This is a genomic window from Burkholderia sp. 567, assembly GCF_040545115.1.
Taxonomy (GTDB): domain Bacteria; phylum Pseudomonadota; class Gammaproteobacteria; order Burkholderiales; family Burkholderiaceae; genus Burkholderia; species Burkholderia ambifaria.
In genome coordinates, this window is sequence record NZ_JBEPLG010000019.1 from 1 (window position 1) to 15506 (window position 15506).

A 15506-nucleotide genomic window follows, 5' to 3' on the forward strand; every position below is an offset into this window, starting at 1 on the left:
ATAGTGCGGATTCCCGTGTGAAAGTAGGTAATCGTCAGGCTCCCTAAGCCAAGAACCCCCGCCCGAAAGGCGGGGGTTTTTGCATTGGCGCGGCGCTGATGGTTTGGCTTGAGGCGGTGAGGCCAAAAATGGCAAGGAGGTGGAAGCCACCCTGGACCGAAATCTCCACGCCGGGAAACAGATGCAACTCGCGAAAACCTGCTGGCGCGCTGCCGGCATCGGCCTGGCGTTTTATCTCGGCATAGGCGTTTTTCAGCTTATCGATCCATTCACCACTGTTGTGGTCGGTCACGGCCACGCAGTCAATCCCCGTTTCCATGTACTTGAGCAGCCAGGTCTCAGGCTTAAGCGCTTGAGGCGTGTCAATAACCGCCTGCCAGGCGGTAGTGTCCTTGGACGTGGGTGTGTGGAAGTCGAATTTCCACCAGCGCGCACCGGGGTAAGACCAAGTCTGACACGAGATATCGCTCATTTTTCCCCTCAGTAATACTGCCGGATGTAGTTGTAGGCCTTCTCGAACAGTTCCTCATCCGCATGTAGCTTGTACTTGAAGAGGGCCTTGCGCAGAGCCTTCTTCACCTCACGCTCCCCGGCTTGCGTTCCTTGCCAACCGGGGAAGCGGACCAGGCGCACAATCTCGTCGATGTCTGCCACCACTCGCTCGACCATGATGGGCGTCTCGGCAGTCTTCGCTTCGTTAAAAAGCTCGGTCAGTGCTGCCTTGCCGCGATCCTCGTCTTCCTCAGGCGGGACCTCCTTCTCGGCTTGCAGGGTTTCCTTGGCGATCTCCAGCAACTGCTTCAAAAACTCGACACTGTTGATCTGTCCAGACTCAAAACGGTCTTTCAGCGCGTCGAGCCGTTCCGACAGTTTCTTGAACTTCGGGTTACCCGCGTGCTTGCGCAACCTTCGGTTGAGCTTGATCTCGATCTCCTTGGACTTCTTCGGATCGGGGTTCGAAAGCACCGCTTCAAGCAAGTCGGCATCCAGTACCAGAGTGTCGAGGTCATCTCGCACCGCATCCACATGCACGTTCTGATGGATCAGCTCAATGGTCTTGGCGCCGAGAGAATGCCAGATCAGCTTGCCATGGCCGCTGGACGGCTGCACAGACTGGTACACCTGCGACAGCCACTTGTAGTCCTTCTCGAAGGGCCCCAGCACCGTATCAGGTGACAGCGCTTCCCAGATCTTGTTGAGCAGGCTGTATTCGGCCGCGAAGCTGTCGCGCACCTCGTTATTGGGCAAGCACTGTTGCGCCGCGATCAGGCCTTCGTAGCCTTGCAGCGTGCGGTCGCAGCCCTGGAAGAAGGCCAAGCATTTCTGAATCGCTTCGGGTAGCCTGTCCTTCAGCTCCTGAATGTTGCTGACCACCTGCTTGACGCTCTGGTCGTCGAACTCTAACGCTGCAGCCACGTCATCGAAGATACCGAGGTAGTCGACGATCAATCCATGTGTCTTCTGCTCGGAGTACGTGCGGTTGACCCTGCAGATGGCCTGCAACAAGGTGTGGTCGCGCAATGGCTTATCCAAGTACATGGCCTGCAGGATGGGCGCGTCGAAGCCGGTTAGCAGCTTGGCCGTGACGATAATCAACTTCAACGGGTCGGCCGGGTCGCGGAAGCGATCCAGCAGTCGCTCCTCTTCGTCTCGGCTTCGGTCATAGGGCGCGTACTCTGGGTGCTCCTTCTTGTCCGCCGCCTGCACTGACATGACGATGTCCGTGGCCTCGGGCGGCAGCAACTTGTCGAGCTCGGCCTTGAACAGCAGGCATGATTCCCGGTCGAATGTGACGATCTGCCCTTTGAAGCCGTTGGGCTCCACCTTGGTTTGGAAGTGTTCGACGATGTCTTCGCAGATCTTGCGGATGCGCTCAGGTGTCTTGACCAGCACCGCCATCTTGGCGGCAGTCTTCGCGAGGTTGTCCTTGTCCAGATCCGACAGGCCGCCCGTCAGGTCTTTGTACGCGGCGTCCAGCGCCGCCTTGTCGATATGCAAATCGATTAGGCGAGGCTCGAAGTGTAGCTTCAGTGTGGCGCCGTCGCGGATCGACTCTTCGAAGCCGTAGCGGCTCATGTAGCCCTTTTCGTCTTCGTCGGCACCGAAGGCGTAGAAGGTGTTACGGTCTGAGCGGTTGATTGGCGTGCCGGTCAGGCCGAACAGAAACGCATTGGGCAGGGCGTCGCGCATTTTGCGGCCCAGGTCACCTTCCTGGGTACGGTGGGCTTCGTCCACCAGCGCGATGATATTGCTGCGGTCGTTGAGGCTGCCCGTGGCCTCGCCGAACTTGAAGATCGTCGTGATGATGATCTTGCGCACATCCTGCGCCAGCAGTTGCTGCAGCTTTTCGCGCGTGTCGGCCTTTTCCAGATTGGGAATGTCCGCCCCGGTGAAGGTCCCGGTGATCTGCGTATCGAGATCGATCCGGTCCACCACAATTAGAACGGTGGGGTTCTGCAGGCCGGCATGCATGCGCAGCTTCTGCGCGGCGAATACCATCAGCAGTGACTTGCCCGAGCCCTGGAAGTGCCAAATCAAACCTTTCCTGGGATAGCCCGCCAGCACGCGCTCGACGATCTTGTTGGCCGCCTCGTACTGCTGATAGCGGCAGATGATCTTGATGCGACGCTTCTTCTTGTCCGTTGCGAACAAGGTAAAGCTGCCGAGGATGTCCAGCACCACATGCGGGCGCAGCATGCTCTCGGCCGACAGCTTGAGCGACTTCAGTGGGTGGTGCTGCGCATCGCCACCGTCCAAGTGCCACGGCCCCCAATCCTTGACCGGCAGCCCGATGGACCCATAGTGGTAGGCCTTGCCCTCGGTGGCTACAGAGAACACGTTGCATACGAACAGCTCCGGCACGAACTTCTCGTAGTCGTCGTGCACCTGTACCGCGCCATCGACCCAGCTGATGCACTTCTTGACTGGCGTCTTGGCCTCGATTAGCACCAGCGGAAGACCGTTCACCAACAGCACCAGATCAGCCCGGCGTTCGGTGGGGCCAGCACGGTAGGTGTACTGCTGGGTGACGACGTAATGGTTCTGCGACAGATCATCCAGGTCGATCAGCCGCACCGGCACATGCTCGTTGTTGTGGCCGAAGGGCATCGAGCGCTCGCCACGCATCCACGCGGTCATTTCCTCGTTGGCGCGAATCAGACCATCCGAGCGCACCGACAGCACGATGGCGCGCAGCTTGTAGAGCACTTCATCGGCGCGGTCGGGCTGAGCTGCAATCTCCGGATTCAAGCGAATCAGTGCCTCGCGCAGCCAGGGCTCGACCAGCACTTCCTGAATCTGGCGCGGCACGTCAGCGGGGGCGGCGTAGCGCCAGCCGATACCTTTGGGGCTGGGGCCGTAGCTGGCAAGGGGCTCCTGGACTGTGTTGGCAGGGACTGACTTGATCGGGCCAGCAAGCAGGTCGCGGACGTAGGCCTCGACAGTGTTTGATTCAGTGAATGACATTACTGATTGCCTCCTCTCGCAACTTGCGCTTCATCTCAGCCGTCTGCTTACGTCGTTGCTGAATCTCAGCCTTTGCTTTGGCCACCGCGTCAATACTGGATACTGCTGCTTTTTGCTCTTCCAGTGTCGGTGTCGGTATGACGAATCCTTTGATTATCGCCAGATTTAGATTGGGCTGCGCAGCACCCTGAGCCATCGCGCGAAGCGACAGGTACTTGCCAGACAAATAGTAATAAACAAACCACGGATCAAAATCAGCGTTCGGATAAATCGCAGCGCAGGCTTGGTTAACGGCAGCCTCTATACCGAGCATGCCGACTCGGCCACGCGTGGGGCCCTGCCCGTAAAGCGCAACCAAGACGGAATTTGGAGGACAAAGTTTCGCAGCTGATCCCTTCAATCCCTCGGCAGTTATTCGCTCTTCCGTTGATTCAACGACGTAGTAATTAACCTCGCCAGTTTTGACCCAGGGTATGTCGCCATTCCAAAACGTGGCGTTGATTCGGCTCGGTGTCCCACCTGTCGTAACTTTAAATACTTCACCAATTGGTTTCGAGGGCCAACCATTCAGATCGCCATCAAGCAAGTCCTGCATCGCAGCTTTCTGCAGTCTATTGGCTTCGTTTTCGGCAACCCTCAATTCTTCTTCAAGCGTGGCTATTGATCCAGCGAGTTCAACGATCCGCTTCTGCTCATCCATCGGCGGGAGCATGAGCTCAAAGTCAGCCAAGCTCGTCCAGTTGGTGCGCGGGCTCAGCGAGCCTGCCGATGTGCCCACTGCGTGATCGAAGAAGGCGTCGGTCTGGCAAATGAACGGCAGCAACTCCGGCAGCAAGACCCGCGCGTCCTTGGTCTCCAGCACGTAGATGTCACCGGAGCAAACGCCGGAGAAATCCGCCACGGCCACCTTGCGTTGGTAGGCGCGGCGCTTGCCGAACAACACCTGCCCGGGTTGAAACACGCTGGTGAAGGTAACGCCGTCAGCGACGTTGCCCCAACTGCGGATGCGCAAATCGCCTGGTTCGATGTGTTCCAGACCAACGTAGCGTTCAAAGCCATCGGCCAGCGGATCTTGGCTGCGTGCCTTCGAGAGCCGCACCACGTCGCCGAACTTCACTTGGAGCCAGCCGGGTTTAAGGTTTTTGTTCTTCTTATCAGACACGCTCGATATCCTCCGAAATCAGGCCATCCAGCGTTTCCACCAGCGCGTCCATCTGCTGCCAGAAGGAACGGCCGTAGTTCTGCCACTGCGCCCAGGCCGAGCGTAGTGATACTGCCTCGCCATTGCTGTCGGTGATGATGGCTGCGGCAAGACGCTTCACGTACAGCGGGATCGAAAGGTTGCCCCCATAAGCGTCGATCTCGGCCAGGGTGGCGACCTTGGCGAACCCGGGCACATCCGCAAAGGTCTGGTAAGCGGACAGAATGCGCTCCTGGTGCTCGGGCTTGAGGAAGCTCTGCGCTCGCTCACGGGTGACCCCATTCACCGCATCGATGAAGATCACCTTGCCTTTTCGTGCTGCCATCTTCTTGCGGTTGCAAATGACGATGCATGACTCCATCGGGGAGTTATAGAACAGGTTCGGCCCCAAGCCGATGACTGCTTCGACCCAATCCTGTTCGACCATCTTTGCCCGCATCGTCTGTTCTTCATTGCGGAACAGGACACCGTGGGGCCAGAGCACCGCACAGCGGCCCTTGGCTGTGAGACTGGTCAGGATGTGCTGCTGGAACGCATAGTCGGCGCGGCCTTGCGGCGGCGTGCCCAGCGAGTTGCGGCCCCACTTGTCACTACTCCAACCCTCGCGGTTCCACTGCTTGATGGAGTAGGGCGGGTTGGCCAGGATCACATCAAACTGGCGCAGACGATCACCCTCGATGTGCTTGGGGTCGGCCAGTGTGTCGCCCCGGACGATCTCGAAGTCCTCCACGCCGTGCAGGAACAAGTTCATGCGGGCGATGGACGAGGTGATCAAGTTGCGCTCCTGCCCGTAGAGCTTGAGCGTGCGGTATTCGCCGCCGGAGCGCTTCACTTCGTCCAGCGCTGAGATCAACATGCCGCCGGTGCCGCACGTGGGGTCGTAGATCGACTCGCCCGCCTGCGGCGCCAGGAGTTGCGTCATCAGGTGGACAACGGTGCGGTTGGTGTAAAACTCGGCGGCCGTGTGGCCGGAGTCGTCCGCGAACTTCTTGATCAGGTATTCGTAGGCGTTGCCCAGCTCGTCCTCGGGGACGTTGGCCACCGACAGCGTTTGGGTCGAGAAGTGCTCGATCAGGTTTTTCAGCGTTTCGTCGGGCAGGCGCTCGCGGTTGGTCCAGGGGGCATCGCCGAAGATGCCATCGAGCATATCCGGGTTGGCCGTCTCGATGGCGCGCATGGCCTTCTGAATGGCTGCGCCGACGTTCTTCGGGGTCTGTCGCATGTCATTCCAGTGCGCGCCCGCAGGAATCTGGAATCGGTGGTTCTCGGCAAACTGCGCGTAGGAAAGATCGCCGTCCGAGTTGGCCAGCGCCACTTGGTATTCCTCGTCCCAGACATCCGACACGCGCTTGTAGAACAGCAACGGGAAGATGAACTGCTTGTAGTCACCCGCGTCGATGAGGCCGCGCAGCAGCACGGCCGCGCCCCACAGGTAGCCTTCCAGCTCTTGCTGGCTGATGCGCTTAGGGCTACCAGGTTTCTCTTGTTCCATTTGGGCAAACTTTTCCTTCAGTCGCGGACGCGCAACGTTCGCAATTTCTTCAGTGAAGATCTTGTTGTCCTTGAAGGGGCGGTCTGAACTCATTGCAGCCATCCCCCTTCAGTCATGATCTTCCCGAGCCGCTCTTCTGCCTCGCGACAGCGGGTAAGCGCATCCTTGAATGTCGCAATGGCGTCCGGCAGTGGTGGGATGTCTTCTTGCAGTGGTGGCAGGACGTAGCGCGAAATGTTTAGGGTCCAGTCCTCGGCCTTGATCTCGTCGAGGCTGACCACACGAACCGCGTCCTGAACGTCGGCAAAGCCGCGATACCAGCCCAGGATTCCGGCGGCGTGCTCGGGCTCCAGATAGTTTTGGGCACGCCCCCGACGGAACAGTCGTGAGGCATCGGCGATTAGCACCTTCTTCTTGTGCTTGGTCGGTTTGCGCGTACGCAGTACCAGGATGCATGCAGCGAGCCCTGTTCCGTAGAACAGGTTGGGCCCGAGCCCAATCACGGCCTCGATCAGATCCAACTCCAGCAGTTTTTGGCGGATGCTGCCTTCCACACCTTTGCGGAACAGGGCGCCCTGGGGTAACACCACCGCCATCCGGCCGGTCACGTCTGCCATCGACTTGACCATGTGCTGCACCCAAGCGAAGTCCCCGCTGGATGACGGTGGTAGCCCAGCAAAGTTGCGGCCAAAAGGATCGTTCAGCCACAGGTCCTCGCCCCACTTTTCCAACGAGAACGGCGGATTTGCGATCACGCAATCAAAGGTGGCCAGCCGATCGCCCTCGAAGAAGGCTGGGTTGCGCAGCGTGTCACCGCGCACCACCTGGAAGTCCTCAATGCCATGTAGGAACAGGTTCATCCGCGCGATGGATGAAGTCGTGAGGTTCTTTTCCTGCCCGTACAGCTTGCCCCACAGGCGTTTAACGTCGCCATGCATCTCTTTGACGTGCTGCACCGCCGCCAGCAACATGCCGCCAGTGCCGCAGGCCGGGTCGTAGATGCTCTCGGCTTCTTTGGGGTCTAGCATGTCGATCATCAGCCGTACCACGCTGCGCGGGGTATAGAACTCGCCCGCCTTCTTGTTCGTTGCGTCCGCGAACTTCTTGATCAGGTACTCGTAGGCATCTCCGAGGAGGTCTGAGTTCACGTTGTCGTTGCCGAGGGGCAGCGCCGAAAAATGCTCAATCAGATCCTTGAGCAGCGCGTCGGACAGGCGTTCCTTGTTGGACCACTGCGCGTCGCCGAATACGCCATACAGCGTGTCTGGATTGGCCTTCTCGATTTCGCGCATCGCGTGTTGCAGCGCTGCCCCGACGTTGTTGGCTTTGGTGCGGACGTCGTTCCAGTGGCAGTCTTCCGGGATCTGAAATCGGTGCGATTCGGGGAACCAGGCGAGTTGCTCGTCGCCAGTCTCGTCAACAATCTCCTGGTATTCCTCGTCCCAGACATCGCAGATGCGCTTGAAGAACAGCAGCGGGAAGATGTAGGTTTTAAAGTCAGCAGCATCCACCGGGCCGCGCAGGATGTTGGCGGATTCCCATAGGTGGCCTTCGAGCTGGCCGAGGGTGAGGGTTGGCAACGGACGATTCATTTCGATTGTATTCTCTTGGGCGACGCATGCTGAGGACCATCTGCGTGCAGGCCGTGTTGCTGCGCATACTCCAGCACAAGAATCTCGATCATTGATGCCACCGACCTGCGCTCATGCGCAGCAGCCATGCGCAGCAGTTGCTTGATGTCGGCAGAAGTGCGGATGGAAAGGGTTTCGTCTTTCAGGCGTGACATGACGTCGCCTCAGTAACAATGTCACGCAAATGTACTGCATTTTGCACTGCATGCCTACCCGGACGTCTCATGCGCTTAACCGGCGGGTTGTATTTGGCTCGCTAACCCACTACGCGCGGGACTAGCGAGAGGAAATGGTTCTTCCGGCGATTCAACGAAATTTGAGCAACCTATCACCCGCGTGAGCACGACCGGTTGCCCGGACGCTTTCCTTCTGCGTCCTCGTGGTGTCCAACGTTACAAATTCCTCGCGATAGCTTTCGTCGACAAGGCCAAGTCGTATGGGGCACTTTCGTGACAAGGGGGCATACATCCCTGGCGAATGGGAAAACGTCGCCGAATTCTCTCGGCTGTCAAGGGAAATCAAAATCCAGACAAGCAAATAAAAAACCCCGCTAACCATACGGAAAGCGGGGTTTGCGAATGCAGCGGAATTCGAACCGTTGTCGGAGAGCGGAGGGGACAAACCCTCGGTACTGAAAAGCCGAGCTCCAACGCTATGGCTTTGCACTTGCCTTTAAAAATTTCCGCTTGGAACGGCGCATAACACGCGCCAAATTTCTTCGGAAATTTTCACCAAAATGCGTCTTCAGTTTTTCAGCTTTTGTGTCGAATTTTTCACTTATAGTGACATTCGACAGCAGCATCAAACATCAATATTCCCCGCCCGCAACGCATTCGACTCAATAAACGCCCGCCGCGGCTCGACCTCATCCCCCATGAGGGTAGTAAAGATCCCATCCGCAGCAATCGCGTCTTCGATCTGCACACGCAGCAACCGCCGCACCGCCGGATCCATGGTCGTTTCCCACAGCTGCCCGGGGTTCATCTCGCCGAGCCCCTTATAGCGTTGCTTGGAAACGTTCCGCTCCGCATCCGCCAGCAGCCACTTCATCGCGCTCTTGAAGTCGCTCACAGCCATACTGCGCTCACCACGCTTGATGACCGCACCTTCCCCGATAAGCCCCTTAAACGTATCCGCGGTGGTCACAAGCTGCTGATAATCCGCCGTGTGCTGGAATTCCTGGTCGATGACCGAAACCCGCACATTCCCGTGATGCGTCCGCTCGACATGCAGCGACCGTTGCTCACGAACCGGGTCGTACGAAGGCACAACACGCACGTCGTTCTTGAGCGCGTCATCATGCAGCGCGGCGTGCAGCGCCTTGGCCGAAGCCTCCGTCGAAGCCTCATTGGAGAGATCGATCGCCACCCCATCCATGACCGCTTCCAGCGCGGCCGGATCATACAACCGGCTCAACCGCTCGATCACGCTCTTCGACAGCAAGTACGACCGCGCCAGCTCCCCGAGCGCATCGCCGGAAATCGCCGCTGCGTTCTCGCCAGGCACCAGTTCCGACCCTTGCAGCGCCAACCGCAGCATATGCGCGTTCAGCTCCGTATCGTCCTTCAAATACCGCTCGTCCTTGCCCGCCTTGATCTTGTAAAGCGGCGGCTGCGCGATATACACATACCCGCGCTCGATCATGTCCGGCATCTGGCGATAGAGGAACGTGAGCAGCAGCGTGCGGATGTGCGCACCGTCGACGTCCGCGTCGGTCATGATGATGATGCGGTGATAGCGCAGCTTGTCGAGGTTGTAATCGTCCTTGCCGATGCCGCATCCAAGCGCGGTCACGAGCGTGACGATCTGCTCCGACGACAGCAGCTTGTCGTAGCGCGCCTTCTCGACGTTCAGCACCTTGCCGCGCAGCGGCAGGATGGCCTGGAACTTCCGGTCACGCCCTTGCTTGGCCGAGCCGCCTGCCGAGTCGCCCTCGACGATGTAGATTTCGCACTTCGCCGGGTCTTTCTCCTGGCAGTCCGCGAGCTTGCCGGGCAGGCCGACGCCGTCGAGCACGCCCTTGCGGCGCGTCATCTCACGTGCCTTGCGTGCCGCATCGCGCGCACGCGCAGCTTCGACGATCTTCCCGCAGATGATCTTCGCATCGAGCGGCGTTTCGAGCAGGAACTCTTCCAGCGCCTTCGCGACGACTTCTTCAACCGGCGCCCGCACTTCGGACGACACCAGCTTGTCCTTCGTCTGCGAGCTGAACTTCGGCTCCGGCACCTTCACCGACAGCACGCACGACAACCCTTCGCGCATGTCGTCGCCGGTCGTCTCGACCTTCGCCTTCTTCGCGATTTCGTTGTCGGTGATGTACTTGTTGATGACGCGCGTCATCGCGGCCCGCAGGCCGGTCAGGTGCGTGCCGCCGTCGCGCTGCGGAATGTTGTTCGTGAAGCACAGCACGTTCTCGTTGTAGCTGTCGTTCCACTGCATCGCGACTTCGACGCCCACGCCATCCTTCTCGCCGTTGGCGTGGAAAATGGTCGGGTGCAGGTTGGTCTTCGTCTTGTTGATGTACTCGACGAAGCCCTTCACACCGCCGGCGAACGCGAAGTCGTCTTCCTTGCCCGAACGCAGGTCGGTGAGGCGGATCCGTACGCCGTTGTTCAGGAACGAAAGCTCGCGCATCCGCTTCGCGAGGATGTCGTAGTGGTATTCAACGGTGCCGAAGATCGTCGGATCGGCCATGAAGTGCACTTCGGTGCCGCGGTTCTCGGTGTCACCGGTCACCAGCATCGGCGACACTTCCACGCCGTCCACCTTCTCGAGCACGCGCTCCTGCGCGACGCCGCGATGGAACTCCATGAAATGCTTCTTGCCGTTGCGGCGCACGGTGAGGCGCAGCCAGCTCGACAGCGCGTTTACGCACGACACGCCCACGCCGTGCAGGCCACCGGACACCTTGTAGCTGTTCTGGTCGAACTTGCCGCCGGCGTGCAGCTCGGTCATCACGATTTCGGCGGCGCTGCGCTTCGGCTCGTGCTTGTCGTTCATCTTCACGTCGGTCGGAATCCCGCGGCCGTTGTCGGTCACGGAAATCGAGTTGTCGGCGTGAATCGTCACGTGGATGTCGTTGCAGTATCCGGCCAGCGCTTCGTCAATCGAGTTGTCGAGCACCTCGAACACGAGGTGGTGCAGACCGGTGCCATCCGACGTGTCGCCGATGTACATCCCGGGGCGCTTGCGCACCGCTTCCAGACCTTCGAGGATCTGGATCGACGAAGCGCCGTAGCTGCTGTTATCGGGTTGCGAATTGTGCTGTTCACTCATGGATATCTTCCGGTTCTGCGAGGCCACTCTCGTGGCGGCGCGGTGCGTTTCAGCGAGGGAAAGCGCGGGGCCGCCCAGGCCGGCCGCTCCAGTTTCCTGGCCCGTCCGAGGTGCCGAAAAGGCACCAAAGGGACGGGTTGTCGGTTCGCCATAAAAACGCCAAAGGGGCTTGCCGCCCCCTGGTGTGTGTTGCGATGTCGAGCGCGTCAGATGCGCATCGGCATCACGACATACTTGAACTCTTCGTTCTCGGGCACGGTGATCAGCGCGCTCGAGCTGGCGTCGCCGAGGCTCACTTGCACGGTGTCGACCTTCAGGTTCGCGAGCACGTCGAGCAGATACGTGACGTTGAAGCCGATGTCGACGGTATCGCCCTGGTACGCGATTTCCAGTTCTTCCTGCGCCTCTTCCTGATCGGCGTTGGTCGACATGATCTTCAGCTGGCCCGGCGCGATGATGCAGCGCACGCCCTTGAATTTGTCGGACGTCAAAATCGCCGCACGTTGCAGCGAACGCTGCAGTTCTTCACGGCCGATCTCGAACGTGTTCTTGTGCGCCTTCGGGATCACGCGCTGGAAGTCGGGGAACTTGCCCTCGACCAGCTTCGACACGAGCTCGACCTGGCCGAACGTGAACTTGGCCTGGGTTTGCGCGATGTCGATGGTGACGGTGTCGTCGATGTCTTCGAGCAGGCGCTGCAGCTCGAGAATCGTCTTGCGCGGCACGATCACTTCCTGGCGGCCGAACGTGCCGCCTTCGAGCTTCATCGACGAGAACGCGAGGCGGTGACCGTCGGTGGCCACGGCCATCAGCTGGTCGCCGTCGACGACGAGCAGCATGCCGTTCAGGTAGTAGCGGATGTCCTGCTGCGCCATCGCGAAGTGCACCATGCCGAGCAGCTGGCGGAACGACTTCTGCGGGACGGTCAGCGTCGCGCCGAAATCCTTCGCCTGCGCGACGGTCGGGAACTCGTCGGCCGCGAGCGTCTGCAGTGCGAAGCGGCTCTTGCCCGATTGAACGGTGAGGCGCTTGTCGGCGAGCGACAGCGTGACCTGGCCGTCAGGCATCGCGCGCAGGATGTCGAGCAGCTTGCGCGCCGCGACGGTGGTGGCCACCTGGTCGCCGCCGACGCCGAAATCGGCGCGCGTGGTGATCTGCAGCTCCAGGTCGGTCGACAGGAAAGAAACGTCCGGGCCGTTCTTGGTGATCAGCAGGTTGGCGAGGATCGGCAACGTATGGCGGCGTTCGACGATGCCGCTGACCGTTTGCAGCGGCCTGAGGAGTGTGTCTCGTTCGGTCTTGACCAGTTGCATAGAGTTCCTTCGTTGAGTAACGGCCTGCAGCGCAGCAGCCACGCAGCGCCCCGCCAGCCGGGCTCTTGGCCGGCCTCCGCCGGGGCGGTCAAACCTGTATTGTGCCTCAAAACCGAACCGCCCCCCTTAATTTGGGGCGGATGCCGAATTATCAAGCGCGCCGCGCGCTCAGCCCTTCAGCGTCTGTTCCAGCACGTGCAGCTCGTGGTTGAGCTGCGCGTCCTTGCTGCGCTCGTCGGCGATCTTGCGCACGGCGTGCAGCACGGTGGTGTGGTCACGCCCGCCGAACAGCTCGCCGATCTCGGGCAGGCTCTTCTGCGTGAGTTCCTTCGCCAGGTACATCGCGATCTGCCGCGGCCGCGCGATGTTCGCGGGACGCTTCTTCGAATACATGTCGGCGACCTTGATGTTGTAGAAGTCGGCGACGGTCTTCTGGATGTTCTCGACCGAAATCTGCCGGTTCTGCACGGTCAGCAGATCCTTCAGCGCTTCCTTGGTCAGCTCGATCGAGATCTCGCGGCCGTGGAACTTCGAATACGCGAGGATCTTGCGCAGCGCGCCTTCGAGTTCGCGCACGTTCGAGCGCAGGTGCTTCGCGACGAAGAACGCGACGTCTTCCGACAGGTTCACGCCTTCCGACTGCGCCTTGCGCATCAGGATCGCGACGCGCATCTCGAGCTCGGGCGGTTCGATCGCGACGGTGAGGCCGGAGTCGAAGCGCGAGATCAGGCGATCGTCGATGCCCGAGATCTCCTTCGGATACGTGTCGCTGGTGATGATCACCTGCGCCTTGTTCGCGACGAGCGCCTCGAACGCGTAGAAGAATTCCTCTTGCGTGCGCGACTTGCCCGAGAAGAACTGAATATCGTCGATCAGCAGCAGGTCGAGCGAGTGGTAGTAGCGCTTGAAGTCGTCGAACGCCTTGCGCTGGTATGCCTTCACCACGTCGGACACGTATTGCTCGGCGTGGATGTAGCGGATCCGGGCGCCGGCCTTGTCGAGCAGCAGCTGATTGCCGATCGCGTGGATCAGGTGGGTCTTGCCGAGGCCGACGCCGCCATACAGGAACAGCGGGTTGTACGAGATGCCGGGGTTATCGGCGACCTGGATCGCGGCGGCGCGTGCGAGCTGGTTCGCTTTACCGGTCACGAAGTTGTCGAACGTGAGCACCGGGTTCAGCTTCGAACGTTCGTACATCGAATCGGCTTCACCGCCGTTCGCGGGCGCGGCGCCGGGGCCCGGACGCCACGTGCGGCGCCCGGCAGCCGCTTCGTGCGCGGGCAGGCTCGGCAGGTCGATGTCGGCGTCGTCGGCGTTCAGGTGGTGCGCGGCGGCGGCCGACGCCGTCATCGGCACGTCGGCCGGCGCGCTGGGCGCCGCACCGGCATTCGCGGCCAGATTGGCGGCGATCGCGGCGACCGTCGCGGCGGGGCCGTTCGGTGTCAGCGGCGCGCGCTGGGCGGCCGGCGCGGCGTGCGCGGCGGCGCTGCGCATGCCGGCTTTCGGATCGAGGACGAACTGGACTTCGATGGGCGCATTCCAGAAATCGCGGGCCAGATCGGAGATCCGGCCCGAAAACTGGCTCTTGACCCAGTCCAGCTTGAAGCGGTTCGGCGCGGCGATGGACAGCGTGTTCGCCGACGCATCGAAGGCCACCGGGGCCAAGGGTTTGATCCACGTCACGTACTGCTGGGGCGTCAGCTCGCGCTCCAGCAGTGCGGAACAGTGTTGCCAGAAATCGTTCATCAAGTAGCTGTCGTTTTTTGCATGCACAGCGCGGCTCGCCGGCGCCCTTGTCGCGGTGGCGCAACAAGGCCCGAAGCGGTCGTGCGAGCGTGCGTCGGACGCCTGCGTCACAGTGTGGAGGGGCAGGCGCGGGCCGAAGCGGCGTGCGGGATTCTTGGAGATAAGGCGAGATTCTAACGCCAAACGCGGCCACAGCGGGACTTATCCACAGGCTGCGGTTGTGGGTCGCGGGGCCGGATCGGCCGGGGCCGGCACAGGCGGACGACTCGTAAAGTATTGACCGCCAAGAGAAAAACGGTTTAAATAGCGGGTTCCGCGAAAACCAATCCTGTATTCCCGGCGATTGCGTTCGCCCGAATGCCTCCGGTTAAGGGCACGCGGTCCCCTGAATTTCGACATTCTCGAACAAGTGAGAACATCATGAAACGTACTTACCAACCGTCCGTGACGCGCCGCAAGCGCACCCATGGCTTCCGTGTCCGCATGAAGACGGCAGGTGGCCGCAAGGTCATCAACGCTCGCCGCGCGAAGGGCCGCAAGCGCCTCGCCATCTAAGGCAGGTTGCGCGCTGTGTCCGCCGTCCGCAGTCCTGCGGAAGGTGCCGTCGAGCCGGGTGCGAATCCGTCGCAGACGAAAGCCGCCTTCCCGAAAGCTGCGCGACTTCTGAAAACGGATGAATTTTCATCCGTTTTTCGTTTGCGCCCCTGGCGGCGTTCCGCGCACTTCGTGATCTACGGCAAGCCGACCGGTCAGCCTGCCCGTCTGGGGCTCGTCGTCGGCAAGAAGTATGCGCCGCGTGCAGTAACACGTAACCTCGTGAAGCGGCTGGCGCGCGACGCGTTTCGCTTGCGCCGGGCCGAATTCGCCGGTTACGACCTGCTGCTGCGGCAGCACACGCGCTTCGACAAGAAAGCGCTGCCGAGCGCGGCTTCCGCCCCGCTCGCGGCGATGTGCGCGGCCGAAATCCGCGAACTGCTCGACAGGGCAGTCCGGGAAATCGCGCGCCGGGCGTCGAAGCCCGCGTCCGAGTGACGCATCCGTGCCCGGTGCGGCGTTCGCGCCTGCCCGGCCGGTTTTGACGCGGCGTCGAACGGCGCCGCCCAAGGTATGGAAACGGTATTGATCGCCTTGCTGCGCTTCTACAAGGTTGCCGTGAGCCCTATGCTCGGCAACCGTTGCCGTTTTTATCCTTCCTGTTCGGATTACGCGCGCGAGGCAATCCAGTATCATGGCGCCGCGCGCGGCACGTATCTCGCCGTCAGGCGCGTGTGCCGATGCCATCCGTTTTCCGCGGGCGGCATCGACCTCGTCCCGCCGCCCAACTCCGACACTCGCGCTCGCGGCGAAGCCGACGCGCGGTCCCATCGACTCTGAGACAACGC

Annotated in this window: 11 protein-coding genes and 1 pseudogene; 3 read left to right on the forward strand and 9 right to left on the reverse strand. The window is 60.8% G+C overall.

From position 1 onward, the window contains the following. Nucleotides 1–94: 94 nt before the first annotated feature. The 9 genes and pseudogenes from ABIC50_RS33435 to dnaA form a co-directional block, all read right to left on the reverse strand. Nucleotides 95–472, reverse strand: a pseudogene (locus ABIC50_RS33435) (TrlF family AAA-like ATPase); the annotation flags it as partial. An 8-nt stretch (nucleotides 473–480) separates the two neighbouring features. Further along, nucleotides 481–3465, reverse strand: a complete 2985-nt coding sequence (locus ABIC50_RS33440) for a type I restriction endonuclease subunit R (RefSeq protein ID WP_354169129.1) — start codon at nucleotides 3463–3465, stop codon at nucleotides 481–483. Then, nucleotides 3452–4627 (reverse strand): restriction endonuclease subunit S, encoded by a 1176-nt coding sequence (locus tag ABIC50_RS33445; protein WP_354169132.1) that lies wholly within the window; start codon nucleotides 4625–4627, stop codon nucleotides 3452–3454. The genes ABIC50_RS33440 and ABIC50_RS33445 overlap by 14 nt, the downstream gene beginning before the upstream one ends. Continuing rightward, the gene (locus ABIC50_RS33450; protein WP_354169135.1) at nucleotides 4620–6251 is read right to left on the reverse strand and encodes a type I restriction-modification system subunit M; all 1632 of its coding nucleotides are present in this window, start codon (nucleotides 6249–6251) and stop codon (nucleotides 4620–4622) included. The genes ABIC50_RS33445 and ABIC50_RS33450 overlap by 8 nt, the downstream gene beginning before the upstream one ends. Beyond that, on the reverse strand, nucleotides 6248–7750 hold the full coding sequence (locus tag ABIC50_RS33455) for a type I restriction-modification system subunit M (RefSeq protein WP_354169138.1): 1503 nt from the start codon (nucleotides 7748–7750) through the stop codon (nucleotides 6248–6250). The genes ABIC50_RS33450 and ABIC50_RS33455 overlap by 4 nt, the downstream gene beginning before the upstream one ends. Then, the gene (locus tag ABIC50_RS33460) at nucleotides 7747–7944 is read right to left on the reverse strand and encodes a hypothetical protein (RefSeq protein WP_354169140.1); all 198 of its coding nucleotides are present in this window, start codon (nucleotides 7942–7944) and stop codon (nucleotides 7747–7749) included. Before ABIC50_RS33460 ends, ABIC50_RS33455 begins: the two co-directional genes overlap by 4 nt. Nucleotides 7945–8590: 646 nt before the next feature. Then, on the reverse strand, nucleotides 8591–11065 hold the full coding sequence (gene gyrB, locus ABIC50_RS33465; RefSeq protein ID WP_011655545.1) for a DNA topoisomerase (ATP-hydrolyzing) subunit B: 2475 nt from the start codon (nucleotides 11063–11065) through the stop codon (nucleotides 8591–8593). A 206-nt stretch (nucleotides 11066–11271) separates the two neighbouring features. Beyond that, complete coding sequence (gene dnaN, locus ABIC50_RS33470) at nucleotides 11272–12378, reverse strand: DNA polymerase III subunit beta (protein WP_006750113.1); 1107 nt, start codon at nucleotides 12376–12378, stop codon at nucleotides 11272–11274. A 168-nt stretch (nucleotides 12379–12546) separates the two neighbouring features. Beyond that, nucleotides 12547–14124 (reverse strand): chromosomal replication initiator protein DnaA, encoded by a 1578-nt coding sequence (gene dnaA / locus ABIC50_RS33475; RefSeq protein ID WP_011655544.1) that lies wholly within the window; start codon nucleotides 14122–14124, stop codon nucleotides 12547–12549. 420 nt (nucleotides 14125–14544) lie between these two features. Here dnaA and rpmH point away from each other — a divergent pair, with 420 nt between their 5' ends. The 3 genes from rpmH (at nucleotide 14545) to yidD (ending at nucleotide 15498) form a co-directional block, all read left to right on the forward strand. Further along, nucleotides 14545–14679 carry a 50S ribosomal protein L34 gene (gene rpmH / locus ABIC50_RS33480; RefSeq protein WP_004198824.1) on the forward strand — a complete coding sequence of 45 codons (135 nt, stop codon included), beginning with the start codon at nucleotides 14545–14547 and terminating at the stop codon, nucleotides 14677–14679. A 15-nt stretch (nucleotides 14680–14694) separates the two neighbouring features. Further along, complete coding sequence (gene rnpA, locus ABIC50_RS33485; protein WP_021157986.1) at nucleotides 14695–15156, forward strand: ribonuclease P protein component; 462 nt, start codon at nucleotides 14695–14697, stop codon at nucleotides 15154–15156. 75 nt (nucleotides 15157–15231) lie between these two features. Further along, nucleotides 15232–15498 (forward strand): membrane protein insertion efficiency factor YidD, encoded by a 267-nt coding sequence (yidD, locus tag ABIC50_RS33490; RefSeq protein ID WP_006750110.1) that lies wholly within the window; start codon nucleotides 15232–15234, stop codon nucleotides 15496–15498. Nucleotides 15499–15506: the final 8 nt, after the last annotated feature.

Bases quoted from the DNA above. Each gene is read 5' to 3' on its own strand.
- ABIC50_RS33450 (WP_354169135.1), bottom strand. From the start codon at position 6,251: ATGAGTTCAGACCGCCCCTTCAAGGACAACAAGATCTTCACTGAAGAA.
- ABIC50_RS33440 (WP_354169129.1), bottom strand. From the start codon at position 3,465: ATGTCATTCACTGAATCAAACACTGTCGAGGCCTACGTCCGCGACCTG.
- gyrB (WP_011655545.1), bottom strand. From the start codon at position 11,065: ATGAGTGAACAGCACAATTCGCAACCCGATAACAGCAGCTACGGCGCT.
- dnaN (WP_006750113.1), bottom strand. From the start codon at position 12,378: ATGCAACTGGTCAAGACCGAACGAGACACACTCCTCAGGCCGCTGCAA.
- yidD (WP_006750110.1), top strand. From the start codon at position 15,232: ATGGAAACGGTATTGATCGCCTTGCTGCGCTTCTACAAGGTTGCCGTG.
- ABIC50_RS33460 (WP_354169140.1), bottom strand. From the start codon at position 7,944: ATGTCACGCCTGAAAGACGAAACCCTTTCCATCCGCACTTCTGCCGAC.
- ABIC50_RS33455 (WP_354169138.1), bottom strand. From the start codon at position 7,750: ATGAATCGTCCGTTGCCAACCCTCACCCTCGGCCAGCTCGAAGGCCAC.
- rpmH (WP_004198824.1), top strand. From the start codon at position 14,545: ATGAAACGTACTTACCAACCGTCCGTGACGCGCCGCAAGCGCACCCAT.
- dnaA (WP_011655544.1), bottom strand. From the start codon at position 14,124: ATGAACGATTTCTGGCAACACTGTTCCGCACTGCTGGAGCGCGAGCTG.